Annotated in this window: 22 protein-coding genes, 1 tRNA gene and 2 pseudogenes; 12 read left to right on the top strand and 13 right to left on the bottom strand. The window is 33.6% G+C overall.

Annotation, left to right across the window (positions count from 1 at the left end):
• Positions 1 to 433 precede the first annotated feature (433 nt).
• From LB941_RS12525 to LB941_RS04115, 5 genes are all read right to left on the bottom strand, one after another.
• The gene (locus LB941_RS12525; protein WP_275979989.1) at positions 434 to 568 is read right to left on the bottom strand and encodes a hypothetical protein; all 135 of its coding nucleotides are present in this window, start codon (positions 566 to 568) and stop codon (positions 434 to 436) included.
• Positions 569 to 966: 398 nt separating this feature from the next.
• On the bottom strand, positions 967 to 1,614 hold the full coding sequence (locus LB941_RS04100) for a nitroreductase family protein (protein ID WP_253359718.1): 648 nt from the start codon (positions 1,612 to 1,614) through the stop codon (positions 967 to 969).
• 16 nt (positions 1,615 to 1,630) lie between these two features.
• Complete coding sequence (locus LB941_RS04105; protein ID WP_253359719.1) at positions 1,631 to 2,476, bottom strand: acetoacetate decarboxylase family protein; 846 nt, start codon at positions 2,474 to 2,476, stop codon at positions 1,631 to 1,633.
• 17 nt (positions 2,477 to 2,493) lie between these two features.
• A complete protein-coding gene (locus LB941_RS04110; RefSeq protein ID WP_253359720.1) occupies positions 2,494 to 3,354 on the bottom strand; it encodes an SDR family NAD(P)-dependent oxidoreductase in 861 nt (286 codons plus the stop codon).
• A gap of 413 nt (positions 3,355 to 3,767) precedes the next feature.
• Positions 3,768 to 5,435 carry a glycoside hydrolase family 28 protein gene (locus tag LB941_RS04115; protein WP_253359722.1) on the bottom strand — a complete coding sequence of 556 codons (1,668 nt, stop codon included), beginning with the start codon at positions 5,433 to 5,435 and terminating at the stop codon, positions 3,768 to 3,770.
• A 313-nt stretch (positions 5,436 to 5,748) separates the two neighbouring features.
• Here LB941_RS04115 and LB941_RS04120 point away from each other — a divergent pair, with 313 nt between their 5' ends.
• The 3 genes and pseudogenes from LB941_RS04120 (at position 5,749) to LB941_RS04130 (ending at position 7,115) form a co-directional block, all read left to right on the top strand.
• Positions 5,749 to 5,928, top strand: a complete 180-nt coding sequence (locus LB941_RS04120) for an N-acetyltransferase (protein ID WP_253359724.1) — start codon at positions 5,749 to 5,751, stop codon at positions 5,926 to 5,928.
• 238 nt (positions 5,929 to 6,166) lie between these two features.
• Positions 6,167 to 6,711: pseudogene (locus tag LB941_RS04125) on the top strand (uracil-DNA glycosylase family protein); the annotation flags it as partial.
• Between the two features lie 152 nt (positions 6,712 to 6,863).
• Positions 6,864 to 7,115, top strand: a complete 252-nt coding sequence (locus LB941_RS04130) for a 5-formyltetrahydrofolate cyclo-ligase (protein ID WP_425270488.1) — start codon at positions 6,864 to 6,866, stop codon at positions 7,113 to 7,115.
• Between the two features lie 222 nt (positions 7,116 to 7,337).
• Here LB941_RS04130 and LB941_RS04135 read toward each other — a convergent pair whose 3' ends face one another.
• A complete protein-coding gene (locus LB941_RS04135; RefSeq protein WP_253359728.1) occupies positions 7,338 to 7,967 on the bottom strand; it encodes a pyridoxamine 5'-phosphate oxidase family protein in 630 nt (209 codons plus the stop codon).
• Between the two features lie 217 nt (positions 7,968 to 8,184).
• Between LB941_RS04135 and LB941_RS04140 the strand changes: the two are divergent.
• Positions 8,185 to 9,584: pseudogene (locus LB941_RS04140) on the top strand (IS5 family transposase).
• A gap of 275 nt (positions 9,585 to 9,859) precedes the next feature.
• Here LB941_RS04140 and LB941_RS04145 read toward each other — a convergent pair.
• The 3 genes from LB941_RS04145 to LB941_RS04155 all read right to left on the bottom strand — a co-directional run bounded on the left by LB941_RS04145 (position 9,860) and on the right by LB941_RS04155 (position 12,882).
• Positions 9,860 to 10,546, bottom strand: a complete 687-nt coding sequence (locus LB941_RS04145) for a 2,3-diphosphoglycerate-dependent phosphoglycerate mutase (RefSeq protein ID WP_253359732.1) — start codon at positions 10,544 to 10,546, stop codon at positions 9,860 to 9,862.
• 88 nt (positions 10,547 to 10,634) lie between these two features.
• Positions 10,635 to 11,825 carry a MalY/PatB family protein gene (locus LB941_RS04150; protein ID WP_253359734.1) on the bottom strand — a complete coding sequence of 397 codons (1,191 nt, stop codon included), beginning with the start codon at positions 11,823 to 11,825 and terminating at the stop codon, positions 10,635 to 10,637.
• A complete protein-coding gene (locus LB941_RS04155; RefSeq protein WP_253359881.1) occupies positions 11,818 to 12,882 on the bottom strand; it encodes an AI-2E family transporter in 1,065 nt (354 codons plus the stop codon). The genes LB941_RS04150 and LB941_RS04155 overlap by 8 nt, the downstream gene beginning before the upstream one ends.
• A 144-nt stretch (positions 12,883 to 13,026) precedes the next feature.
• Here LB941_RS04155 and LB941_RS04160 point away from each other — a divergent pair, with 144 nt between their 5' ends.
• Positions 13,027 to 13,926 carry a DMT family transporter gene (locus LB941_RS04160; protein WP_253359736.1) on the top strand — a complete coding sequence of 300 codons (900 nt, stop codon included), beginning with the start codon at positions 13,027 to 13,029 and terminating at the stop codon, positions 13,924 to 13,926.
• A 298-nt stretch (positions 13,927 to 14,224) separates the two neighbouring features.
• Here the strand turns inward: LB941_RS04160 and LB941_RS04165 are convergent, their stop codons facing one another.
• Positions 14,225 to 15,274 carry an aldose epimerase family protein gene (locus LB941_RS04165; protein WP_253359738.1) on the bottom strand — a complete coding sequence of 350 codons (1,050 nt, stop codon included), beginning with the start codon at positions 15,272 to 15,274 and terminating at the stop codon, positions 14,225 to 14,227.
• Positions 15,275 to 15,600: 326 nt separating this feature from the next.
• On the opposite strand from LB941_RS04165, the gene LB941_RS04170 reads away from it, so the two are divergent.
• Positions 15,601 to 15,903 carry a hypothetical protein gene (locus LB941_RS04170; protein WP_253359740.1) on the top strand — a complete coding sequence of 101 codons (303 nt, stop codon included), beginning with the start codon at positions 15,601 to 15,603 and terminating at the stop codon, positions 15,901 to 15,903.
• A gap of 96 nt (positions 15,904 to 15,999) precedes the next feature.
• On the opposite strand, the gene galE is transcribed toward LB941_RS04170, so the two are convergent.
• The gene (gene galE / locus LB941_RS04175) at positions 16,000 to 17,001 is read right to left on the bottom strand and encodes a UDP-glucose 4-epimerase GalE (RefSeq protein ID WP_253359742.1); all 1,002 of its coding nucleotides are present in this window, start codon (positions 16,999 to 17,001) and stop codon (positions 16,000 to 16,002) included.
• A 239-nt stretch (positions 17,002 to 17,240) separates the two neighbouring features.
• On the opposite strand from galE, the gene LB941_RS04180 reads away from it, so the two are divergent.
• The 5 genes from LB941_RS04180 (at position 17,241) to LB941_RS04200 (ending at position 23,157) form a co-directional block, all read left to right on the top strand.
• A complete protein-coding gene (locus LB941_RS04180) occupies positions 17,241 to 17,963 on the top strand; it encodes a GntR family transcriptional regulator (RefSeq protein ID WP_253359744.1) in 723 nt (240 codons plus the stop codon).
• 274 nt (positions 17,964 to 18,237) lie between these two features.
• The gene (locus LB941_RS04185; RefSeq protein ID WP_253359746.1) at positions 18,238 to 20,607 is read left to right on the top strand and encodes a phosphoketolase family protein; all 2,370 of its coding nucleotides are present in this window, start codon (positions 18,238 to 18,240) and stop codon (positions 20,605 to 20,607) included.
• 281 nt (positions 20,608 to 20,888) lie between these two features.
• Positions 20,889 to 21,317: a hypothetical protein gene (locus LB941_RS04190; RefSeq protein ID WP_253359747.1), complete on the top strand. Its 429-nt coding sequence runs from the start codon at positions 20,889 to 20,891 to the stop codon at positions 21,315 to 21,317.
• 79 nt (positions 21,318 to 21,396) lie between these two features.
• Positions 21,397 to 21,987 (top strand): histidine phosphatase family protein, encoded by a 591-nt coding sequence (locus LB941_RS04195; protein WP_253359748.1) that lies wholly within the window; start codon positions 21,397 to 21,399, stop codon positions 21,985 to 21,987.
• A gap of 318 nt (positions 21,988 to 22,305) precedes the next feature.
• A complete protein-coding gene (locus LB941_RS04200; protein WP_253359749.1) occupies positions 22,306 to 23,157 on the top strand; it encodes an aminotransferase class IV in 852 nt (283 codons plus the stop codon).
• A gap of 68 nt (positions 23,158 to 23,225) precedes the next feature.
• Here LB941_RS04200 and LB941_RS04205 read toward each other — a convergent pair whose 3' ends face one another.
• Positions 23,226 to 24,074, bottom strand: a complete 849-nt coding sequence (locus LB941_RS04205) for a DUF72 domain-containing protein (RefSeq protein WP_253359750.1) — start codon at positions 24,072 to 24,074, stop codon at positions 23,226 to 23,228.
• 113 nt (positions 24,075 to 24,187) lie between these two features.
• Here LB941_RS04205 and LB941_RS04210 point away from each other — a divergent pair.
• Positions 24,188 to 24,259, top strand: a tRNA-Asn gene (locus LB941_RS04210).
• Positions 24,260 to 24,511: 252 nt separating this feature from the next.
• Here the strand turns inward: LB941_RS04210 and LB941_RS04215 are convergent.
• Positions 24,512 to 26,007: LPXTG cell wall anchor domain-containing protein (locus tag LB941_RS04215; RefSeq protein ID WP_253359751.1), on the bottom strand; the 1,496-nt coding region annotated here is incomplete at its 5' end.

A 26,007-nucleotide genomic window follows, 5' to 3' on the forward strand; every position in this document is an offset into this window, starting at 1 on the left:
CGTTTGCTTTTCCACCCGCAAAGCAGGTGGTTTTTTGTTTCGCACGCAAGCGAGCTCAACTAGGTCTAAAGACAAAAGAAAAAAGCCAAGAGCTTAAACAGCTCTTGGCTTAACCGAAGGCTGTCCGCAATTTGCGGACATGAAAAAACAGCCCGCATTAACTAATAATAATCGTGCTGATAATAATTGAAATTTTAATGTTGTTCATTTCATTCATTTCTAATCCTTCTTTTCCTTTTCTAATTGTTTACGAATATACACCTTGTTAATATTCTTGTCAAATATATTTTTTAAAATTTATTTACATAAATTAATCGTAACTACATATTAATTCTATCCGATACTTTTTTATAAACTCAAAAAAAATGAACAAGTTATTGCTTGCATGCACAAATAAGTGCAAATAAACATTAATTTGTTCACTTTAGTTAAGTTAAATTGAACTAATATCTTTTTTTAGTGCACTTAAAATACTAGAAAAATCTGCTTGCGATAACTTTCTTTCTTCAGTAACACTTTGAATATCATCAATTCTTGTGCAAATTAACTCTTTTTCTGCTGATGTCATCTTTATCCTCCTCCTTAATTACTATATTTTTATAGATAAGCTATTATAACTCGATTTTTAGGCTTACCTAATTATTATTTTAATATATACAGATAAAGTGTTCAATACTTTTTACAACTTTATTCAAGAAATCAGATTAATCTAAAAAAGCTATCTAAACCAATTATATGAGAAAAACTTGCGATAACAAACGATTAGCTAAGCTAGAAAGAATTAACGTCATAACCTATGATTGTTATCTAAAAGCAAAGTTACGTACAACCAATTTTCCTAGAAGATATGTTTTGATACCTAATGTTTGCAGACAAAAAGAGTCTGCGACTTCACTATCCCAGACCCTTCTATCATAAAACTGTAATATCTATTAAAGAAATCTTTGCCCACACTACCTTCAAGCTTTATAAAAATTCAATTTGTGTTGTTGCATCATATCGAGTAGTCTGTAGTGGTTCTTCAGCTACTTTTCCAATTGCAACACCCATTATCGGAATGTAACGCTTAGGATCAAGTTCAAGTGTTGAGATAATTGTCTTAAAATCAACACCAGAAAAAGCATTGGCATCATATCCATGTGCTCTTGCAAGTAATAATAACTGCGTAGCAACAATTGATCCATCTATAGTTGCATCTAATTGTAAAAATTCTGGAGTTGCATTTTCATACATTGGCAAAAATGTTCCGAATATTTGATCTAGTTTCTCTTTAGTTATCTTGTGATCATCATAAACCTTTTGCCAAACATCTCGATAGACCACATGTGATTGTGTATCACCTACAACAAAAATAATTGCCGATGCTGTATCAACCTGTGGATAATTAAATTTTAGAACAGATTTTTTTAACTTTTCCTTAGCTTCTGGTGTATCAATTACAACAAAGTGCCATGACTGCAAATTACAAGCTGAAGGGGCTGTTGTTGCCTGCTCAATCATTTCTTGTAATTCATCTCGCGTAATTTTTACATTTGGATCAAATTGCCTTACTGAATGCCGATTAAACATTACATCAGCAAAATCATTATTAACTACCTTTTTATTAACTGTCATCCTTAACTCCTCCAAATTATATTGTATAATCTACTGCTTTAGGGTTGAAAAAACATCTATCATAACGTGCAGTTAGCAACTTAGGAATTACTGCCTCTGCATCGGCCTTTTCTAGTTTAATCGTATTAAACATTGTTGACTTTTCTAGATGGAACCACGTAGCGCCTAATGGCTTTAGTACCTTTAATTCACTAAAAGGATCATCATCAGTTTCTCCCAATTTGATTGATAAATTCCCAGGTTCAACTTGATCAGCTAAAGAACGTAATTGCGTCGTTACTAATTCAACATTATCAAAAGTATTAGCTCCATCTTCATGTTGCGTAAGATCGTAAGTATAAAAGAAACTATTCATCTCAGCTTCTTTGCCTAAGCTTAATTGTCCTGCAAATTGTTGCATTATACTAGGGTCATTTAGCGCTCCTTTTTGCCATGAAACATCAAGTAATACTTTGCCATGACGCATCACTTTTGCAGTTGCGCTGTTATCATTTCGATAAAGTTCAATCTTATCAGCAATTTTCTTTGGAATTCCTGCCCCCTCACGACCTGCAATAACTGCACTTTCAGCACCTGGACCATCAAGTAAAAGATTTAATGGATAAGCCCCCATCATTTTATCTTTATAACTAACTAATGCAAACATACTTTGTTCTAAATATGGGCGACTAAATGTTGGCTTTCCCATATGCACTACATATCCACAAACAATTGGAGCAATTAGTTTTAATGGTTGTGGAATTAATCGCTTTAAAACCGTTTCGTCCGTTGCATAAGCAAAACCAATCCCTTCTTGATCATTCATACTAGGTAATTTCAAAAAGTTTTTAACATCTTCATCATTTACAATATAACTTGCCATAAAATAACACTCCTTCTTTACATAATTCCATCCATAACATGAACATCTGGAGCTTTATCATTCACAATTCGATTAACTCTATCTGCAATTAAATTATTATATTCTGGATGTGTTAGGATATAGAATCGATTTTCTTCTAGAGCTTTAAAGACAGTTTCAGCGATAGTATCAATTGACATACCGTTAGTAATAACGTATTTTGCAAATTCTTGTCCTTTCAAGAATGCCTCACTTTGATAATATGGATCGTCGGAATCACTATATTGAGCCGGCCGATGTTTCTCCGTATGATATAAATCAGTTTGAACAAAGCCTGGACACATTACGTGCATTGAAATGTTAGCATTAATTCGCTGTAAATCGTAAGCTGTAGCTTCTGACATACCTACAGCCGCAAACTTACTTGCATGATAAGAAGGCATTCCTGGTGTATCTAGTAATCCAGCAATTGAAGCAACATTTAAAATATCTGCCGGTGTTTTTTGCTCTAACATAATTGGAATAATTCGTTTCATAGCATATACTTGACTCATTACATTAACATGCATAATCCATTCCCAATCACGAGTTGGCAATTCCCATATACGTCCTGGCAATGCAATTCCTGCATCATTAATTAATAAGTCAATCCGTCCAAATTTTTCCATTGTCTGCTTCACAGCAATATCAACGTCTGTTTCTTTTGTAACATCGGCAACAATCATGATTGTCTCTGCATTTTTTTGAGTAACACTTTGAAAGGTTTCTTTTAAGGCAGCTTCATCAATATCTATCAAAGCCAACCTCATCCCTCGTTTTGCGCCTTCAATAGCAATTACACGACCAAATCCATGTGCTGCACCAGTAATAAACATGACTTTCCCTTTAAAATCCTTCATTTTAAAGCTCCTCTCAGCCAAACATGATTTGTATATTAATTAACAATATTTCTTAAAACAAACCATATTCTGAACATATCATAATTTCTTACAGCGTTATTATACCGCTTAAGACGTAAGAATCAAAGGAATAAGATAGCTACATTTTTTCAATAATGTTCCACTTAGATTAAAACTATTTTTTCACAATATTGTACAAAAAAAATACTAATCCACCTAATATTATTTCCTAAATAGTTGCTTAACATATCCCAGACTACATACTAAAAGGACTGCGCTTTTTTTAAACTGCAGTCCTTGTCTTTTCACCTTAAAATTTTTTCATTTCCCAGGAAATATCAGTCTACTTTTTAATTCGACTTATAAATTTATAACTACCTTCGCTTAATAAGAATCTATTTTAAGTAAATCTTTTAGAATTTTTCATTAATTATTAGGCTATCTGTTAGCCCACTTATTTTACTTTTAGGACTTTTTTGACTGGCAATATCCTTTATTAATATATTCTTGATAACAGCTGGCTTTTGATTTTTAATTTCAAATAACGGACCATTTGTTGTTGTACATGTAATATTACTGATAGTTACATTTTTAATAGTCAGCTTTCTTTGTGAACCATTTTGTAAATATGGGTAATTCAGCATAATTGCAGCTGCATTTCCACCCTCACCATTATTGTCATTTAACCATGAATCTCGAAAAGTTATATTTTCAACTTCACCACCAATTTTGGGATTAGATTTGATTTTTAATCCTACCCCACTATTTTGAAATACATTATCTGACACTAGAATATTACTAATCCCATTAGTTGTTCCACTACCCAGTGCAACTGCACCATGTCTATGCTTAAAATAATTATTTATAATCACTGCGTTACCCGTTGTACCTTGCCGCTTATCTTTAGGAAATCCACCGCTAAAATCGATACTATCATCACCCGTATTAAACACAGAATTCATAACTCTCAATCCTTGACTCTGCACAAAATCTAGCCCATCTCCATTATTCGCATTATACGATTCAAAATCAGCATTATTAATAACTACATTCGTAGAATTTGTAATAACCAGTAAATGATCTGCTGAATTTCGTAATGTTAATCCTGATCCAAGATAAAAATTGTCAGCGTGTTGTATGTTAATTAAATTTGAACGTAGATTATATGCTTTTTTATTCGATAAATTAAATCTTTTTTCTATCAATTGAATTTCATTTCCGGCAAGTAATCCCATCTTAGAGCAATTAGATGCCGTTGCTTTGAGATAATTTCCTTGGAAATCAGTTCTCCAACCACTACCATCAATTATCCCAGTTCCAATGATACTAACGTTTTTGAGTCTTTGCTTCGCTGAACTATTAATCAAAGCCAGTGATTTCTTTTTACCTGAAATAAATTCTTTAGCGCTTATTCTTGCTTTTAAAGTACCATTAACCAACAACGTTAATCCCGATTTTAGCTTTATCGGTCCCACAAAACAAATTTTTCCAGCTGGAATTTCTACTACATCCCCTGATTTAGCAATGTTAATTGCATGTTGAACAGCATTAGTCATATCCTTATATTGGCTACCAGCAGTTGTATAGTTGAACACATTAATAATTCTAGAATGTTTAGGTGAAAAATTTATCGTGTTGCTTTTATAAACCACTTTACCCGTCTGGTTCTTAGCAATTAACTGAGCAGCATATTCTTTATCTGGCATTAAATCTTTAGCAATTGCAGACTGAATTACTAAATGTTGATTTTGTTCCATCTTAGCTTGACCTATTTTTAAACTTGCCGTTGCAAAGGAACTTTGTGCTACTACTTTTTTACCATTAATTTCTAATTGATAATTCAGATTTTTATTCGTTAACTTATACCAATAAAATGTAGCCTGCTGATTACTCAAATCATTTTTCAGCAGTTGTAAACGAAGTTTGTTATTTTTTCTATTTAGTTGGTCACCAAATTGCTGTATTGTATCCGTATCCATTTTTGTGATTGATCCTTCATCAGACGTTCGCCTAACCCAATATATAATCGTTCCAAACAATATAAAAAGCATTACCCCGAGTACTACTTTTCTACTTTTCATTTTTTCGTCCCGCCTTTTTTTAATCAGATATTTTAAATACTAATTTTCTTATTGGCACTAAAATAATATCAATTTAGACGTTAAAAAGCACTATATTTTTAGATAATAGTGCTTTTGTAATAAACGTTATAAAAATTTAACTTTTAAGCTTAAAATAGTAACATGCTACTCATCTTTATCCAAGTATTTGAATCATATTAGTAACTTTTAACTTTTATCATACATCTTATTTGATATCTAATGACCATATTTTAGATTAAAAAAATAATTCTAATCATTTTCCTGCAACCATTCAAATGGTGTGGGTGGAAAGTTGCTTGAAAAAGCGATTGAGATAGCAAAGGAAAAACAATTACATCTTATAACTCTGGAAACTATTAGCTTTAACGCTCCAAAATTCTATTTAGAACATGAGTTCGGAATTATGAAGCAAGTAGATAATTCACCGCTGGATAATACGAGCCACTTTTTCATGTTTAAAGATATTCGTTGATACATTCAAGAAACTATTTTGTATTAGCCTAAAACTCAAAATGATTATTCACTATTAAAATGAAATAGACTCTATGTAACACTTTCTTGTTTATAGTACCGGATACCGCACATAGAACTTGTTCTGTTTCAGAAAACAAACTAATTTTTAAATTATGTTATCGCAAGTTTATAATTGAAATTGAAAGTTAGAAAAGCTAGGGGGAAAACAGATAAGTATTGTTGAAGAAATTAAATAGGATCCTGCAAACAAAAAATTCACTCAACTTGGTTTAGAACCAATTTACAACGTACCAAAGAATGCTAGCATTATCATAGTTGGGCAAACACCAGGTTTAAGAGTTCAAAATACTGGAATTATGTGGAATGACGCTTCGGGTGACCGGTTACGTGAATGGCTAGGTGTTAATAAGGATGTATTCTATAATTCAGGGATGATTGGTGTTATACCAATGGATTTCTATTACCCTGGCAAGTCTAAATCTAGTGATTTACCACCTCGAAAAGGTATTGCAGAAAAATGGCATCCTCGTTTGCTGAATAAAATGATTGACGTAAAGTTAATTATTCTAGTTGGATCTTATTCTCAAAAATATTATCTAAATTTTAGAAGTTCAGATAAAATAACTGATGTTATCAAAATTACCAGAACTATCTTCCTAATTATTTTCCTATTGTTCATCCCTCTCCCAGAAATAATATATGGCTTAAGAAAAATCAATGGTTTGAAAAAGAAGTTGTCCCAAACTTAAAAAAGATTGTTGTTAAGATACTGTCAGAATAGTTTTTGAATTGTACGAGGTATTAAGGTATGTTGGAATCAGAACATATATTTTGCAAAACTTAAACTCTTATAACCCAGATGATAAATTCAAACATGAAACTAAACTATCCGCACAACTATTTAATTGTCAATTATGGTAAAACACTCCGACTGTGGCAGTAACGATGGGCATGGAAAACGAACTTAATACTCAACCAATAGTAGATATGGCTATCAAAGTTGGTAAAAAAGTGTTCATTCCCAGAGTCTCAAAAAAAGATTTACTTTGGTTTGATTATAGTAAAGATAGATTAAGTAGATCTAATTTTGGTATTTTAGAACCTAATCAGGAAGTAAATTTTACCCACAGTTTAAATGAGTTTGACTTAATGATTGTTCCAGGGGTCACTTTTTACACCAGATAAATACCGAGTGGGATATGACGCCAGATTTTTCGACCGTGTATTGTCTGAATATAGTGGAGACACAATTTCGTTAGTGTTACCACCACAATTAATTGATAATTTTCCGCGTAGTCAGTGGGGTATGCCAGTAAAAAATATGCTAACTTAACCGACAAATACACAAAATGCTTTCTCCCGATATATTAAGAGAAAGCACTTTTTAATTTTAGTAAGCCGATTGAACTATGTAAAATCAACTACAACAGGGCTAGACTGAAATGATTCAACTAAAACAGATCTAATTGTTAATTTAATAATGACATTATTACTAAAATCATCAGATAAAGTCTTAATTTCTGGATGTTGTATTGTTTCATTATTTATTGCCTGTCCTTCAATAATGATAGCGTTAACAGAATTTGAGCTTATTCTAGAGCCTGTTTTATCATCAAACCAGGTAGTTATAGACACCGCATTGTTAGATTGAATATTTTTGACACGAACAGTTTCTTTCTTTGTGACGCAGTAGAAAATATTTTCATCAGAGTTAGATTGCTTAAACGTTATGATACTGGTACTAGAGACATTATCTAAGGAAGTTGTTGAGAGAGTAATAATATTATCCAGAATCTTTAGAGAATTTTGAAATACATTATCACTTTCCCCGCTTTTTGTTCCATGACTAAACTTTTTCCTCTGTTTAAGTAGTGTCAATATGGTTAGTGGAATTACTAAGATAATGTAACCAACAAAAGATAAAATAAGAGACTGCGCTAAATAACCTTTAATATTGAAGTAATAAACAAAGGACATAGAGAAAAATATCGTTAATAAAAACATGATGAATAGCTGTATAAATCGTTTTGTATACATAAATAGACTCTCCTTTAGTAGAATTCCATTATAAACCTTAAATATTTTGCTATCTACTTATTATTTCACAGCAAGCATTTTGCGCTTTTTATCTGGTAACTATTAATCAAAACTTTTTAACATTATATCAAGACCCCTGACGTATCTTTATTGACGTTCATGGTTTTTATTTATCTCCTTGTTTATAATAACAAAAACCTTAACTAGTGAATACTGAATATATCGGATTAAAACAGTTCAACTTTCAATCGATTCTTTTGGACAAGAGTTAGGCGTTGCTTTGAGTCCCCAAAATAAGTGGGTTCAGTTGGCCAACCAGTTGCCTTGGTCTAAGTTGGAAGCCATTTACACCACCACTTTTCCGTCAAAAGTTGGTCGAGCCGGGAAACCTTTTCGGCTATTTTTCGGTGCTCAATTAATCAAGCAACTAACCTGTCGGATGTTGAACTGGTTAATGCGATTCTGATACACCAGCTTACCAATACTTCATTGGGCTCACCAAATATCAAATTGAGGTGCCTTTCAGCCCTTCTGCCATGACGGTCTTTCGTAGGCGAATTGCACCCATTAGCCCTGAGCTGCGAACAATCATGGGTGACTGGGCCAAACAACAGCTGAATCAGTCTTTGGATGATGATCGAACAATTATCGTGGATGCAACGGTCGTACCGGTAAATATTCGCTTTCCGCAAGATTATTCGCTACTCAACCAAGCTCGTACAACGCTTGAAAAGTTCATTACTGAGTTGGCTCACCAGTTAAACACTCAGATTCCCCGAACATACAAGCGGGAAGCCCACAAAGTTTATGTTCGTTTCACCAAGAAGCCTCGACGATCAGCTAAGGAAAACCGGGACCAGGTTAAAGTGCAACTACAGTATGTGCGACGTGACTTACGTTACGTCCACGAGCTACGTGAACAAGGAGGTCAGTTGTCAGAACGTCAATTGGCTAAGTTGGCGACGATTCAACAACTTTTTGAACAACAGAATTTCATGTATCAAAATAAGACTCATATAGTTAAGGATCGCATCGTTAGTCTGGCACAGCCTTATGTGCGGCCAATCAAGCGCGGAAAAGCCCGACAAAACACTGAGTTTGGCCCTAAGATTGACGCTACCATTCAAAATGGCATCATCGAAATTGAACGGGTTGATTTCAATGCCTTTAATGAGAGTACCGACTTCCAAAACGTGATTGAACGATATCATCATCTTTATGGTTATTATCCAGATGAAATTCTGACCGATAAATTATATCGGAACCGTGAAAACATCGCTTTTGCCAAGAAACATGGTATTAAAATAATTGGCCCCAAACTGGGACGCAAACCCAAATATATTGATCAAGCGGAACAGCGAGCAGCTAATGCGGCAGCCTGGGATGCTGAAAACCGTCGTGGAAAAATCGAGCGCAGCTTTTCGTTCATCAAGCACAAATGTGGGCTAGGATTAGTGCGCGCAAAAACAGCCACTACATTGCCGTTTCAATCGATTTTGGAGTCATGATGGCTAATATTGAAACGGTTTTACGTTTTTTTCTTGGGAACTTTTACTTACCGTCAAAACTAACGATATTTATCTAAAAATTAGTTATCGAACAAACCAAATAGCTTAAATCCTAGGGCCTAATTCAGCAGCCACTATATAACTCTATTGCTTTATATTATCATAAAATTACAATTAAATTAACGCTTTCAATAATTTTTCAGAGTATCTTCTTCAACTCATTACTCATCCCACTAAATTTTAGTATTTGCCTAGAATTACCTTTTAAAAAATGACTTAAGCAACAAAAAGTCATCCTAGTACTTGTACTTAATCACAGCGTACAAAAATAGTCTCAGTTTCCTTCAAAGAAACCGAGACTATTTGTTGTTTTATCATTTATTATTAAAGTTTTTCTTTGTTAACAATGTTCAACTTGTCATCCAAATCGTAAACAACTGGTTGACCTGTTGCCATTTCAACGCCCATGATATCTGCATCAGAGATTTGTTCAATGTACTTAGTTAAGGCACGTAATGAGTTACCATGTGCTGCAATAATAACGTTCTTACCGGCTAATAAGTCTGGAGCAATCTTGTCTTCCCAGAATGGGATAACACGTTCCAATGTAACTTTTAAGTTTTCACCACCTGGAACAATGCGTGGGTCTAAGTTTGCATAACGACGATCATTTGCTGCAGAGCCTTCATCATCAGCGCTCAAAAGTGGAGGTAATACATCATATGAGCGACGCCAAATATGCACTTGTTCGTCACCATATTTTTCAGCGGCAGCTTTTTTGTTTTTACCTTGCAAAGCACCATAATGACGTTCATTTAAGCGCCATGTTTTTTCTTCTGGAATCCAAAGTTGACCTGATTCTTCCAATGCAAAATGTAATGTCTTAATTGCACGGGTTAAAACAGATGTATAAGCTTGATCAAATTCGATACCTGCTTCTTTTAACTTACGACCTGCTTCTTTTGCTTCTTGTTCACCTTGTTCACTTAAGTTAACGTCTACCCAACCTGTGAATAGATTTTCTAGGTTCCATTCACTTTGACCGTGACGGATAAATACTAATTTTGGCATATCAGTATACAACCTCTTTCTTTAATAAAATTGTTTACATTCGTATTTTACACTGAAAATATGAAAATTCCTAGTCTAATTGAAAAAATTAAGCGTTATTTTCTTTTAAAGCTGAAATCAAAGCGCTTGTTGCTTTTTCAATATTGTCAGGCGTCGTCCCTAGGTTCATACGAATATAACCTAGACCTGCATCACCAAACCATTCACCAAAGTCTACTGCTAACTTGGCTTTTTCTTTCACTGTTCTCATAACTTCTTTTGCACCAACAACTTGTGATAAATCAATCCACATTAAATAAGTCCCTTCCAACTCACTAACTTGGATAGTTGGAAACTCTTTTGTAAGTTCTTCTTTAACATATGCAAAGTTTGATCTTACAACTTTCAAAAAGCCATCCAACCAAGCTGCACCTTCTCGATATGCAGCTTCAGCAGCTACTCTACCTAAAAGACTCCCTGCCGGTAAAGCTAATCGACTAACGCATTCGTCATACCTATCTCTTAATTGTGGATTAGGTATAATAACATGACTATTTAATAATGCTGCCATATTGAATGTTTTTGAAGGTGCGTCAACTACTACCATATTATCACGGTAAAAACCATCTTTAACTGATAAAGCTGAAACAAACGGTCTATCTCCAGTAATTAAATCATGATGGATCTCATCAACAAATGCAATTACTTGCTCTTGCCGACATAGTTCTAAAATCTTATTTAGCTCATCTTCAGACCAAACACGTCCTACAGGATTATGTGGACTACAAAAGATTAACACCTTCACATTATTTTCTTCCATCTGTTGTCGTACATCATCAAAATTAATCGTATACTTTCCAGCTGTTTGTACTAAATTTGAAACAACCAGTTTGCGCTTATTCTCCTTAATAATACGCATAAATGGATAGTATACAGGTTCTAAAACCATCACTGCATCTTCTGGTTCAGTAAAGGTTTGTAATAATACACTTAAAGACTGTACTACTCCTGTTCCAAAACGTAACCATTTTTCATGTAATTCTATTCCATAACGTTGTTTTTGCCAATTGAAATAGGCATCATAGTAACTTTTAGGTGTAAATGAATAGCCAAAAGCTCCATGTAGGACTCTTTTCGTTAATGCATTAATAGCTGCTTTAGGTGCTTTAAATTCAGTATCTGCAACCCATAAAGGTAATAGATCTTCACTACCAAAAGCATCTTTAAGCGCATCCCATTTAACCGCATTTGTATGCTGCCGTTCAACCGCATATTCTTGTATAAATTCTTCTTTATTCATCTTTTCCCTTTCTAACTAACTTCTTTACTTTTTCTTCATATGGATGCTTTTTACCAACAGGCTTAGTCCCTATAACATCTAAAGCAAAAGTGAAAATTGGAATACCTACAATAAGACCCCATATTCCGAAGAGGTGTTCTGATACCAATAGAACAACAAAAGTATAAAAAATAGGTAATTCGGTTTTACTTGACATTAACTTTGGATTTAACACATAAGATTCAAGCGCATGTACTACTAACAACATAATTGCTATATATACTACATAGCGAAACCCTCCAACCGAATATGCAATAATACTTAATGGTACAGCTGAAATAATTACACCCGCTACAGGTATTAAGCTTAAAATAAAAATCATTAATCCTAAACTAATAATCTGTGGCATTTGCATTATTGCTAAACAAATAACCGTTACAGTTGTATTAACAAGTGCTATCATGAACTGTGCTTCTAACACTATCCCGAACGTATTAACAAATATTTTTGCATAGTGATAAATGTCTTGGAACAAAATAGCATTAGGCCCTTTTAAAAAGCTACGTGAGAATGTATACATTTCTTCTTTTTCAACTGTAAAAAAGAAACTTAGTAGTAGTGACATTACAAAAGTAAAGCCCATCGAACCTATGCTTGTTACATATTCTAAAATGACACCTGCACCGTTTTTCACTTGTTTCATTATTTCATTTTCATCAATCAGGCTAGATGCATATTTTAATATTTGATTTGTTCCTGAATGCGGAGCTACATAGAAATTTAGTACAGATTTTATCATTAATTCAGATTGATTAATTAGCTTTGGCACATATATTGTAATAGCTAAATAAATTAAAACTATTAATAGTACATATAAAGTAATAACTATTAACCGCGAAGGAATTTTGACCTTTCTTCGAATATACTCAACTGTTCTAATAACTAGAAATGTAAAAATAAATGTTAACAAAATAATACTCATCATACTTCTAGCTAAATATAAGATACAAATCAATCCAACTAAAACAGTAAATCGTCTAAGTCGGTCATTAGCCATGAATTTTTCCCATAAACTTATTTTTTCCACAATTTCATCTCCTCCTAATTGCTTATTATCTTCTATTTTACAATGTTGCGCTATAAAAATCTGTATTTATAGCTGAAATCTTTTCATTTGTCTTTTATAATAACATATGAATGTTTTTTTAAGGAGGATATTATTGTGCAAAATAATTATGGAAGAGGAATTCTCTACGCCATAATTGCCGCTGTTTTGTGGGGACTAACTGGACTATTATCTCAGTATTTATTTCAAAAAACTGATGTCACAATCTCATGGAGTATGGGAGTTAAATCTATACTTTCTGGACTATTAATTTTAGCTATTTCTTATAATCATGACGGCAATCATATTTTTTCTATTTGGCACCAAAAAAAAGATATTGCATCTTTACTTGTATACGGATTAATTGGGCTAGCTGGTGTCCAAGTAACTTATTCTTTAACTGTTTTGACAAGTGATGCTGCAATAGCTACAATTATTCAAATGCTTGGCATCATTGGTGTCATTATTTATTCGACTATTTTTTTCAAACAACGTCCACGTAGACAAGAATATATTGCAATTATATTATCATTATTAGGCACTTGGCTTTTGGTTACTCGTGGACACTTAACTGAGCTTGCTTTAAGTAAAACAACCGTAATACCTGGTATTTGCCTCATTTTCTGTTCAGCCGGCCTCTCTGTATTACCATTTAACCTACTTAGAAAATATAGTTCACTAATCATCCTTGGCTGGGGTTTACTGATTGGAGGTGTTTGTTTTGAAATTATCCATCCCTTTTGGATTAATCCACCTCAACCAACTCTCATTAAAATTATTGCTATTATTTTAATAACATTTGTTGGAACTGCTTTAGCATACTTGTTATATTTACATAGTATGAACTACATAAATTCAACTGTTGCCTCTTTACTAGATACCTTTGAGCCCCTAACTGCTGCGCTAGGCACCGTTTTTTTCTTTAATGCACACTACAATTGGGCAGAATATGTTGGCAGTTTTTTTATTTTAAGTACTGTATTTGTACTTGCAGTCGGTAGCCATCATCAAGCGTAGACGTTTGTTACTACAAATTTCTAATAACCGGTATCTCTACTTAGTTATTAACTATGATATCTACTAAAATTTAAATAACATCTCTACGCAAAGAAGAGTCCAGAATTAAAAATCTGGACTCTTCTCGTTTTCCAATATTTGATACCAAAATATTTTCTTAACATCAACAACTAGCTGCATACTCTTCTTTAATGTTGTATCCAACATTCAAAATATTTTTAGTATCAACGTTTTTATTTCAGCATGCTTTTGAACTAGTATAGATAACATCTAATTAAAAATTCAGGGTTATTTATCTTCATTTCTGATGATTAACATTTTTATATCCAAATTGAATATGATATGTTTTTTTACCTTGTTTTGGTAAAACGATATCTCCAAAATTTTCTTGGTTAATTGCATCTGGCAACATCTGCGCTTCTAAAGCTACACCTTCACCTGGGATTGCCTCTTTCCCAAGATCTCGTGAAAAATAAATACCATCATCTATCTCATGCATTGTATACATAACAAGACCATTACGTTCTGAACTAATTTCAACTTGGTCTCCACTTTCGTTATCTCTTAAGACAGCAATTAATTCATCTTTTTTACCTGGAGCATTAACAACAAACGCATCATCAAACCCATGATTTTCAGCAATTGCTACTTGCAAATTTTTCATTGTTCTAAAATCATATGGTGTCCCTTCAACGTCGCGTACTCGTCCTGTAGGAATTAACTCAGAATCTGTTTCTAAAACATTATCACTATTTATTTGTAGACTATGTGTTGATAAGTCCTGATGATTACTTAAGTTAAAATACGCATGACACGTTGGATTAAACAAAGTGTCTACTTCGCCGCCTAATGCACTATAAGTAATCGTCACATTGTTCATATTATCTAAAGTAAAAATTGCTGTCGCTAAAATATTGCTAGGAAATCCATCTTTTTTAGCTCTTACTTTTTGCTGAAAAATAACACTTATACTATTTTCATTGCGCGATGTTGTATACTTCCAATTGTAATGATTAAACCCATGTGGTCCACCATGTAAGCAGTTGCCATTTTCGTTTTGTGGGACTTGGAATTCCTTATTATTTAGCTTAAACTGCCCATTTTTAATTCTACCCGCAACTCGACCAATTGACTGACATGTACACAAACTATTTGCATAGTAATCTGCAGCACTGTCAAAACTCAACAATAAATTTTTTTTACTACCATCTGCTTGTGGTACCAAAAACTCTTGCCAAGTCGCCCCTAATGTTAAACAAGAAATTTCAACGTCATTATCGTTTACTAACGTTATTTTCGTTACAAGATGTGATTTGTAATTCTCGAGTTCTGTTCTGTAAATATCCATAATTTCCCTCCGAATTATATTTCAAAGCAATTCTACAATTTCATTCTAACGCAAATCTTCATCAAAATATAGCGTTTACATTAATTAAATAAAATTATTTTTAAATATATAATTGGTATAGTTTGCATGCTAATACGTCATATTAAGTGTACAATACCTATCATAGTGCTTATATTGCCGTCCTTACTTATACTTAAAGATAAGTATTTGTAATTAAATAATTACAAATCTTAAAAAAACACTTGCACAAGATATTCTTTAGGTGTATGGTATATCTATCAAGTAGAAATGAAGAAGTTTTACCGAAATTAGGGAGGAATTGTTCTATGAACGAAACTATTATTAAAAAATTGGAATCACGTATGGAAAAAAATAAGGCATGGCGCTTAGAAAGCACTCAAACCGGCCATTTTCTTGATGTTGTATTTTCCACTAACTTAGAAGATACAATTCGTAACAAACGTAATTTCTCATTTAATCGTTTTGAATCTGAACAATTGAATGAACTTTCAAGACTAATGCCACAGTTAGAAAATGACTATCGTCTTGAATTAACTTCTTCAAATATCGGATTAGGTTATTTACCTTTAAAAGCAGATGTTGCTCAACCTCTATTACAAGAAGTATAGAACTTTTCATCATAAATATATAAAAATCCTAAGAAACAAATTATTTTCACTTAAAAATAATTTGTCTTTCTTAGGATTTTTATTTTAAACTAATTATTAATCTCTATCGTTATAACCATTTGGATGTGTTGAATGCCATTTCCAGGCAGTTTCTATGATTTTATGAATATCATCAAATTGTGGTTTCCATCCTAAAATTTTACGTGCTTTATCCGAAGCCGCAATTAAAGTATCTGGATCTCCACCACGGCGACCTGCTATTTCAGTTGGAATAGCTTTACCTGTAACTTCACGAGCTGCTTTAAGAATTTCTAGATTTGAAAATCCTGTTGAAGAACCCAGGTTAAATGCTTCAGATTCTTTACCTTCACGTAAATACTCAACTGCCAAAATATGAGCATCAGCTAAATCAAATGGATGAACATAATCACGTACATTTGTGCCATCTGGTGTATTATAATCATCCCCAAAAATCATTAACTTCTCGCGTTTTCCTTGTGCCACCTGTAAAACAATTGGTAATAAGTGTGTTTCAGGACCATGATCTTCTCCAATCGTTCCATCTGGCTTAGCTCCGGCAACATTAAAATAGCGCAGAGCTACAAATTTTATGCCATAGGCTTCATCTGACCAATGCATTATTTTTTCCATCATTAACTTACTTTCACCATATGGATTAATTGGTTTTTGTGGGTCATCTTCATAAATAGGCATTTTTTCTGGAATACCATACGTGGCAGCTGTTGATGAAAAGACAATTCTTTTGACATCAAATTCATTCATAACTTCAAGTAATTTAACCATACCAGCTGTATTGTTATCAAAATATTTCAATGGCTTCTTCATAGATTCTGCAACTAATGAAAATGCTGCAAAATGGATTACTGCATCAATATCAGGATTTTCTTTAAAGACCTTGCGCATAAATGGTTGATCAGCTAAGTCTCCCTGATAAAACTTAGCATTAGGATTAACAGCTGCTTTATGACCTGTAACCAAACTATCTACAACAACTACATCTTCCTTGCCATTTGAAATTAAACGATCTACTGTGTGTGAGCCGATATAACCCGCACCACCTAAAACTAAAATTGACATTAAACATGCCCTCCTTAATAATGAAGCAAGTAATCAGCACTCTTGCTTCTCACTGTATCTACCACAGTTGTCAGTAAATGTGCTTTAATTAAATTTACTAAACCACAATTCTTCAACCATAATCTATTCTACCAGTTTTAACCTCATTTGATAAAGCATTTTCATATTTTCCTTGTAGATTTTGATAATTTGTGTTTAAAATGGTTTATATGCAATTTATCAAAAAGGAGGTATCTGGAATGGCAGAGTTAGTTTATCAACAAATAATTACCGATTTAAAAGAAAAAATCTTTGCTGGAAAGTTTCCTGATATGCGGCTACCTGATGAGCGTACCCTGGCCGAAAAATATAATGTTAGTCGTAGTTCTATAAAAAGAGCACTTTCACGCATGGCTAATGATGGTATTATCTTCAAAAAAAGAGGCTCTGGAACTTTTATCAATCCTCTTTATTTAAAGAATGAATCTGTTTTTAATTATGAACAAGGAAGCAATCTAGGTGTTACCGACAATTTTCAAATGGATGGCAAAAAACCAAGTACAAAAGTTTTAAGTTTCGATGTTGTTTTACCTTCTAAAGAATTACAACGCGATCTTTTTTTAACCCCAGAAGACTTTGTCTATAAGATTATCCGACTTCGTTCCTTTGATGAAACACCATTTATGATTGAAACAGGTTATATACCAATTAAAATTATGCCACAATTAACACGTGAAAATATTGAAAATTCAATTTTTAATTACCTACAAGAACAGTACAACCAATCTGTGACTAAATCATTTCTCTCAATCTTTGCTGAACCTTCCACAAAACAAGATCAAGAACTGTTGCAACTTGGTAAAAATGAACCAACCGGCATTATGGAGGGAATCTTTTTTCTAGATAATGGAACACCTTTTGAATTTTCACATATGCGACTTCATTATAAGTACTTAAAATTTAATACATTTGTTTCTATCTAACATTAACCTCTATGATTATTTTTATTAAATATAGCATACTGTATTTAAAATTCTTCGCTTGCAATTGTTAATCTTTAAACAGCACAAAACTTTGAGACTACGGCATTGTAGTCTCATTTTATTTACCGTTTTCATTAATTGGTGCGTTCCAATAAAAAAATAGGTTGACATTAATTTAATTTTAGGTATTATAGAGGTGTAAAGAAAATTAAATATTTCATTTTAAGACATTTTCAAAGCATCTTCAGTCACATTTTAAAGGAGAGTTAATATTATGACAGTAGATTATTCATCCACAGAATACTTAAATAAAATTGATGCATATTGGCGTGCTGCCAACTATGTATCTGTTGGACAACTTTATCTAAAAAACAACCCTCTTTTACGTCATCCATTAAAAGCAGATGATGTAAAAGTAAAGCCTATCGGTCACTGGGGAACTATTGCAGGACAAAACTTTATCTATGCACATTTAAACCGCGTTATTAATAAATATAATCTTGATATGTTCTACATTGAAGGACCCGGTCACGGTGGTCAAGTTATGGTTTCTAATTCATATCTTGATGGTAGTTACACTGAAATTTATCCTGAAATTACGCAAGATGAAAAAGGTATGCAAAAACTTTTCAAACGTTTTTCATTTCCAGGTGGAGTTGCATCCCATGCCGCTCCTGAAACTCCAGGTTCAATTCACGAAGGTGGTGAATTAGGTTACTCTATCTCTCATGCAACTGGTGCTGTTTTAGATAATCCCGATTTAATTGTTGCTGCTGTTGTTGGTGATGGTGAAGCTGAAACAGGTCCTTTAGCAACTTCATGGCAATCAAACAAATTTATTAATCCAATTCATGATGGTGCTGTTTTACCAATCCTAGATCTTAATGGCTTTAAGATTTCTAACCCTACTATTCTTTCACGTGAATCTGACGAAACTTTACAGAAATATTTTGAAGGTATGGGTTGGCATCCCATCTTTGTTGAGGGTGACGATCCAGAAAAATTACATCCTGAAATGGCCAAGGCATTAGATAAGGCAATTGAAGAAATCAAAGCAATTCAAAAAAATGCTCGCGAAACTAATGATGATAGTTTGCCAACATGGCCTGTAGTTATCTTCCGTGCTCCTAAGGGTTGGACTGGTCCAAAAACATGGGATAACTTGCCAATTGAAAAATCATTCCGTGCTCACCAAGTGCCAATTCCTGTCGATCAAAATCACATGGAACATGTTGATTCGCTTACTGCATGGTTAGAAAGCTATCGTCCTGAAGAATTATTTGATGAAAATGGAACTTTGAAAGCCGACATTGCAGCTACAACTCCAAAAGGTGACAAACGTATGGCTGCTAATCCCCACACAAATCCAGGTAAGTTAATTCGTGATTTAATCAAACCAGATTTCCGTAATTTTGCTGTTGATACCACTAAAAAGGGTGCAACTGTCGCTCAAGATATGACGGTTTTAGGTTCATATCTAGCAGATGTCTTGGATGAAAATGCAGCTAATAAGAATTTCCGTATCTTTGGCCCTGATGAAACTATGTCTAATCGCTTGGCTCCTATCTTCGATGAAACACGGCGCCAATGGATGCAAGAAATTAAAGAACCAAATGATGAATTCTTAGCCCATTCTGGTCGTATCATTGATTCGCAACTTTCAGAGCATCAAGACGAAGGTTTTCTTGAAGGTTATGTTTTGACTGGTCGCCATGGTTTCTTTGCAAGTTACGAGTCTTTCTTGCGGGTTGTAGATTCAATGCTTACACAACATTTTAAGTGGTTACGCAAAGCTAAAAACCAACCATGGAGAACTTCCGTGCCTTCATTAAATATCGTTGCAACCTCAACCGTCTTCCAACAAGATCACAATGGTTACACACACCAAGATCCCGGTATTTTAGGCCATTTAGCTGATAAAAAACCTGAGTTTATTCGTGAATACTTACCCGCAGATGCTAATTCACTTTTAGCTGTATTTGATAAAATCTTAAATGATCGTGACAAGATAAATTTAGTGGTTTCTTCAAAACATCCACGTCAACAATTCTATTCCGCCGCAGAAGCAAAAGAACTTGTGGATAATGGCTTAAAAATTATTGACTGGGCTTCAACAGATAAAAATGCTAAACCAGATATTGTTATCGCAGCCGCAGGAACAGAACCAAACTTAGAATCCTTAGCCGCAATTTCGATTTTACATGAAAAATTACCTGACCTAAAGATTCGCTTTATTAATATAGTAGATCTTTTGAAGCTTCGTAGTCCTAAGGTAGACGCTCGTGGTTTAACTGATGAACAATTCGATGCTTACTTCACAAAAGATACACCTATTGTATTTGCTTTCCATGGCTTTGAAGGTTTAGTTCGTGATATCTTCTTTGATCGTCACAATCATAATATCTCAATTCATGGTTATCGTGAAAATGGTGATATTACAACTCCATTTGATATGCGTGTTCTTAACCAAATGGATCGTTTCGATCTTGTAAAATCTGCTGTTTTAAGTTTGCCTAATGCTGATAATTATGGTCAAATTGTCGCAGAGATGGATAATATGGTTGCAAAACATCATCAATTCATTCGTGACGCTGGTACCGATTTACCTGAAGTTGAAAACTGGGAATGGAAACCATTAGACTAATTTATAATCACTGGCAAATTTACTTAATTGTTTCTTAGAATTTTTATAATAAAATCATATTTGTACGATAATGAAAAAAGCGATGTTATGGATTTAACATCGTTTTTTTATTATCATACTTAGAAAAGGATAGTTTGAAATATTAAACTTAAGCAATATCGAAATGAAAAGACTATTTGAAAAAATTATAATTAGCGTTTATTACTTTATCATCCCTTGTTAAACTGCTATCATGGTTTACATATAGAATTTAATTTTTTCATGAAAGAGGTGACGCAAACATGCCGTTAATCATTGCTAATTTTTTTGCTACACGTTGGTATACATTCTTCATTAGTTTCTTTTATATATTCATAATGTTTGTTGTCACACATAAAATGCCATCACGTTGGTATTTTCGTATTTATTCTATAACCGAACAATTCGTCTTCATGCTTTACTTTATTATTTCATCTGGTACTATCCTTAGCATACAGCGCTCTGTCGCTGCTAGTGCAATCTATCAACTTGCTTTAGTCGTTAAATTAAGTTGGTTTTTAGCTGCTATTCCAGTTTTGCTTATCATCATCTACAGAATTATTGAACATGAGTATTTTGATATCATGAGCCCACTAAAAAAATCTCTGGTTTTAGTTGCTGTTTTAGCCGTAAGTGGTGTTATTTTATACTTAGGACTACTTGTTTACAGTCTCCTGTATTTTACGGTCTAAACTACTTTTTCAAACAACTTGTATATACCTTCTAAAATTGCTATGATAACACTAACATTAGTAATTTAGGAGGTTTTTTATGACCACTGTATATATTGTTCGTCACGGTCAAAGTTATGCTAACGCTGCTGGTATTCTCCAAGGTAGCCAAATTGATACACCCCTGACATCACAAGGATGTACACAAGCTATGGCAACAAAAAGAAAACTTAGAGACACTACTTTCACTAAAGTATTTGCTAGTCCCCTGTTACGTGCTGCTCAAACAGCAACCATCATCGCTGGCACAGATCGAACTATCACTTTTGATCCGCGTTTGGTTGAATATGACTACGGCACTTGGGATGGTATGTTAGAAGCTGACGTATGGAATAATTTCCCTCAATTTTTTGATTCCAAACATAATCTACTACCGGAATCATGGACGGTTTCTAATGGCAATACATATGATGAAGTAAAAAGCCAATTAGCAAGTTTTTTTAAGGAGCTTATTACTAAATATCCCACAGAATCCATCCTTGTTGTATCCCATGGTTTTACGATTAAATTAATGTTGGACTATGTCTTGGGTATTAATAACCTTGTTAATATAAACGAACCCTTAAACGCAGCTGTAACAAAAATTGAATTTACAAATACCACACAAACAGTCGTATATTTCAATAAATAATCAAACTAGCTAAGAAAAAAATCTAGTTTTGACTATAAACGATAAGAACTACAACATAATGAAATGAAAAATTTTCACTATATTGTAGTTCTTATTTTTACTTTAAAATAGCTTTTTACAATGCTATCTTTTGTTCCAATCCACTTTAGCTTATTAAAAGTCACCATAAAATACATATACTACTAATTGTAAATTAGTATACACTAGAATAATATCTACTTGCCGCCTACTGTTGACACACTACAAAACGTCCTTTAAAATTAAGATATTCAAATTATAGTTTTACTTTGCTCTCATATTTAGAAGGAGGATATTATTATGCAATGTATTGGTTATTACAATGGAACAATGGGGCCACTAGAAGATATAAAAATTCCCGCACTAGACCGTGCCGTTTACTTCGGTGATGGTTGTTATGATGCAACTACTTTTGCAAACAATGTTCCTTTTGCATTGGCAGAACATCTTGACCGCTTTTATAACAGCTGTAAATTACTTGAAATTGATTTCCCATTTACACGTGCGGAATTAACCACTAAACTTCAAAAATGTATTGATGCTACAGATGATGACTCGGGTCTCCTTTATTGGCAAACATCCCGCGGTACTGGACTTCGTAACCATATCTTTCCTACCGCTGACGTTAAACCAAATCTCTTCATCTTTACAGCACCTATTGCATTAACTCCACATGAAACAACCTTCAAACTTATTTCACGTGAAGATACTCGTTTTTTACATTGCAATATCAAATCCTTGAATTTAATTCCTAGTGTAATTGCAAGTCAACGTGCTGCTGAAGCTGATTGTCAAGAAGTAATTTTTCATCGAGGCGAACGCGTAACTGAATGTGCACACAGCAATATTTTAATTATTAAAGATGGTGTTCTTTGCACACCACCACGTGATAACTTGATTTTACCTGGAATTACGCTTAAACATCTTTTAGAATTAGCTAAGGAAAATAATATTCCAACATCTGAAAAAGCATTTACAATGGCTGAATTACGTAATGCTGATGAAGTAATAGTTAGCTCTTCTTCTTGTTTAGGAATTCGAGCTACTGAGCTTGATGGTAAAGCAATCGGCGGAAAAGATTATAAAACATTAAAAATCTTACAAGATGCTTATGCACGTAAATATACAGCAGAAACACAACCTCAAAAATAATTCATATACCACTAAAAACATTTTTATTAACGATACCTTATTTTTACTATCGTTATAAAAATGTTTTTTTAAAATAAATCAAGTTGTTCTGGTGGCTTTTTCCCTAAATTATCAAATTTCACTTGCATTATTCTTTGTAGTTCTAACGCATTAGGCGCAGCATCACCCCCAGCGTTATTATTAAATATCACACAAATATCTTTAACATCTTGTTCATACAACACCAATTGTTCCTTTAATTCTGTTAACTCCGCCAAATTATACTTATATAATGTTCTTTGCTTTCGCCACTCCTTACCAGATGCATTCCACCCACGTTCATTTCGACCATGTAATCTAACTAGTAGTAGTTCTGGATTCGTTTTAGTCAGCACAAATGGAATCGACGCCAGTGTATTCGTTGGTTCGTCCACTGCAACTAAAGTGTATTGCTTGTCCAAGCAGAATTTGATTAACGACTCTTTTATACCTTCTTCAAACCAGCTTTGATTCCGTAATTCTAAGGACAATGGTAATCCAACTAATTGCTCTCTAATATAATGTAAATATGCAACATTTTCTTTTGTTGCTCTAAAAAAAGGTGGAAATTGTAGCAGAATCGTTTTTAACTGCTTATCTCTAATCAGTGATCCAATACTTTTTTTAAAATCGATAAACCGTTGTTGTAAGAGCTTGCCCGTCAAATTCTCACCTGGATGTTTAGTTAATCCTTTGTTCGCTTTAACGATAAACTGAAAATTTCTTGGCACCTGTTTTTGCCATTTTTGTACAGTTTCTAACCGTGGTAATCCATAAAAAAAGGTATCTACTTCAACTACCGGAAAATACGCTGCGTATTCCTCCAAGGAAACTGCTCGTTTTTCATCTTTAACTAAAGTTGTATGTTCACTCCAAGTAGTCAATCCTATAGTTATCACTTATTCATGCTCCATTCTAATTATTTTATTATAAGTTCTATTTTTTGAATTTATTTAAAAAACCTTTGACTATTTTTAAATTACATGATATAAATATAAATGTACTTAATTATTGCTCAGTAGTTCAGCGGTAGAATAATTGACTGTTAATCAAGAGGTCGCTGGTTCGATCCCAGCCTGAGCAGTTTATATAATATGGTAACAACCTGATTTTCATTCAGGTTGTTTTTTTATTATTATAGTACTGATAAAATCTTTACTATTGCAATTTTACTAAATTTAATCTTAAAATTAAAGAATTTAAATTAATTCAAGTTATTTCAAATAAAAAAAGTACTTCACAATCATTAGATTCTTCGTCTAACAATTATGAAGCACTTCAGGATTCTACTTTATTTTGCTCAGTCTATAGTTTATAAACAATAATATCACTTTTATTATTGTTTCTTTTGTTTCTTTTTGCTAGCAACACCCATAAGCGCAGCACCTGACAATGCAAGTGCTCCTCCTAAGTACTCTAATGAATTATTGTCATCTTGTCCTGTTTGAGGAAGTGTTTCTGACCCATTCATTGAAGTAGATTCACTTGCTGAAGTAGATTCACTCGTTGAAACCGATTCGCTTACTGAAGCAGATGCTGATTCACTTGCTGAAATTGATTCACTCCTTGAAACCGATTCGCTCACTGAAGCAGATGCTGATTCACTTGCTGAAATTGATTCACTCCTTGAAACCGATTCGCTTACTGAAGCAGATGCTGATTCACTTGGTAAATTCAATTCACTTATTGAAGCAGATACACTCTGTGATTCGGAGATTGATTCACTTGTCGAAGCAGATACACTCTCTGATTGTGAAATTGATTCGCTTGTTGATGTCGAATTGCTCTGTGATTCGGAAATTGATTCACTTTGTGAGGCCGAATTACTTTGCGATTCGGAGATTGATTCACTTGTCGAAGCAGATGCGCTACGTGATTGCGAATTTGATCCTGATTCGCTATGTGAACCTGAATTTGATCCTGATTCGCTTTGTGAACCTGAATTTGATCCTGATTCGCTTTGTGAACCTGAGTCTGATCCCGATTCGCTTTGTGAACCTGAGTCTGATCCTGATTCGCTTTGTGAACCTGAGTCTGATCCTGATTCGCTTTGTGAACCTGAATTGCTTTCAGATTCAGAGATTGATTCACTATTTGATACTGATTCACTTATAGATTCTGACGCCAAGTCACTATTTGATACTGATTCACTTATGGATTCTGACACCAATTCACTATTTGATACTGATTCACTTACTAACTCAGATGCTAATTCAGATATAAATGCACTATCTGATACTGATTCACTTATAGATTCTGACGTCAAGTCACTATTTGATACTGATTCACTTATGGATTCTGACACCAATTCACTATTTGATACTGATTCACTTACTAATTCAGACTTCACTTCAGATACAGATATACTATCCGAGATTGACTCGCTTACTAATTCAGACTCTACTTCAGATACAGATGCACTATCTGATACTGATTCACTTACTAATTCAGACTTCACTTCAGATACAGATATACTATCCGAGATTGACTCGCTTACTAATTCAGACTCTACTTCAGATATAGATGCACTTACAGACTCTGATACTAACTCAGATGTAGATATACTATCCGAAATTGATTCACTTTGCGAGGCTGAATGACTTTGCGATTCTGAGATTGATTCACTTTGCGAAGCAGAGTTGCTCTGTGATTCAGAAACTGATTCGCTTATTGATGTGGATTCACTCTGTGATTCAGAAACTGATTCACTTATTGATGTGGATTCACTCTGTGATTCAGAAATTGATTCACTTGTTGATGTGGATTCACTCTGTGATTCAGAAATTGATTCACTTGTTGATGTAGATTCACTACGTGATTCAGAAATTGATT

Origin of the sequence: Ligilactobacillus ubinensis (assembly GCF_024160875.1) — a bacterium.
Classification (GTDB): Bacteria; Bacillota; Bacilli; order Lactobacillales; family Lactobacillaceae; genus Ligilactobacillus; species Ligilactobacillus ubinensis.

What these genes read in the sequence shown, in the direction of transcription:
- LB941_RS12525 (WP_275979989.1), bottom strand. Translation starts at nt 568, where the DNA reads ATGACATCAGCAGAAAAAGAGTTAATTTGCACAAGAATTGATGATATT.
- LB941_RS04100 (WP_253359718.1), bottom strand. Translation starts at nt 1,614, where the DNA reads ATGACAGTTAATAAAAAGGTAGTTAATAATGATTTTGCTGATGTAATG.
- LB941_RS04105 (WP_253359719.1), bottom strand. Translation starts at nt 2,476, where the DNA reads ATGGCAAGTTATATTGTAAATGATGAAGATGTTAAAAACTTTTTGAAA.
- LB941_RS04110 (WP_253359720.1), bottom strand. Translation starts at nt 3,354, where the DNA reads ATGAAGGATTTTAAAGGGAAAGTCATGTTTATTACTGGTGCAGCACAT.
- LB941_RS04115 (WP_253359722.1), bottom strand. Translation starts at nt 5,435, where the DNA reads ATGAAAAGTAGAAAAGTAGTACTCGGGGTAATGCTTTTTATATTGTTT.
- LB941_RS04135 (WP_253359728.1), bottom strand. Translation starts at nt 7,967, where the DNA reads ATGTATACAAAACGATTTATACAGCTATTCATCATGTTTTTATTAACG.
- LB941_RS04145 (WP_253359732.1), bottom strand. Translation starts at nt 10,546, where the DNA reads ATGCCAAAATTAGTATTTATCCGTCACGGTCAAAGTGAATGGAACCTA.
- LB941_RS04150 (WP_253359734.1), bottom strand. Translation starts at nt 11,825, where the DNA reads ATGAATAAAGAAGAATTTATACAAGAATATGCGGTTGAACGGCAGCAT.
- LB941_RS04165 (WP_253359738.1), bottom strand. Translation starts at nt 15,274, where the DNA reads ATGGATATTTACAGAACAGAACTCGAGAATTACAAATCACATCTTGTA.
- LB941_RS04170 (WP_253359740.1), top strand. Translation starts at nt 15,601, where the DNA reads ATGAACGAAACTATTATTAAAAAATTGGAATCACGTATGGAAAAAAAT.
- galE (WP_253359742.1), bottom strand. Translation starts at nt 17,001, where the DNA reads ATGTCAATTTTAGTTTTAGGTGGTGCGGGTTATATCGGCTCACACACA.
- LB941_RS04180 (WP_253359744.1), top strand. Translation starts at nt 17,241, where the DNA reads ATGGCAGAGTTAGTTTATCAACAAATAATTACCGATTTAAAAGAAAAA.
- LB941_RS04185 (WP_253359746.1), top strand. Translation starts at nt 18,238, where the DNA reads ATGACAGTAGATTATTCATCCACAGAATACTTAAATAAAATTGATGCA.
- LB941_RS04190 (WP_253359747.1), top strand. Translation starts at nt 20,889, where the DNA reads ATGCCGTTAATCATTGCTAATTTTTTTGCTACACGTTGGTATACATTC.
- LB941_RS04195 (WP_253359748.1), top strand. Translation starts at nt 21,397, where the DNA reads ATGACCACTGTATATATTGTTCGTCACGGTCAAAGTTATGCTAACGCT.
- LB941_RS04200 (WP_253359749.1), top strand. Translation starts at nt 22,306, where the DNA reads ATGCAATGTATTGGTTATTACAATGGAACAATGGGGCCACTAGAAGAT.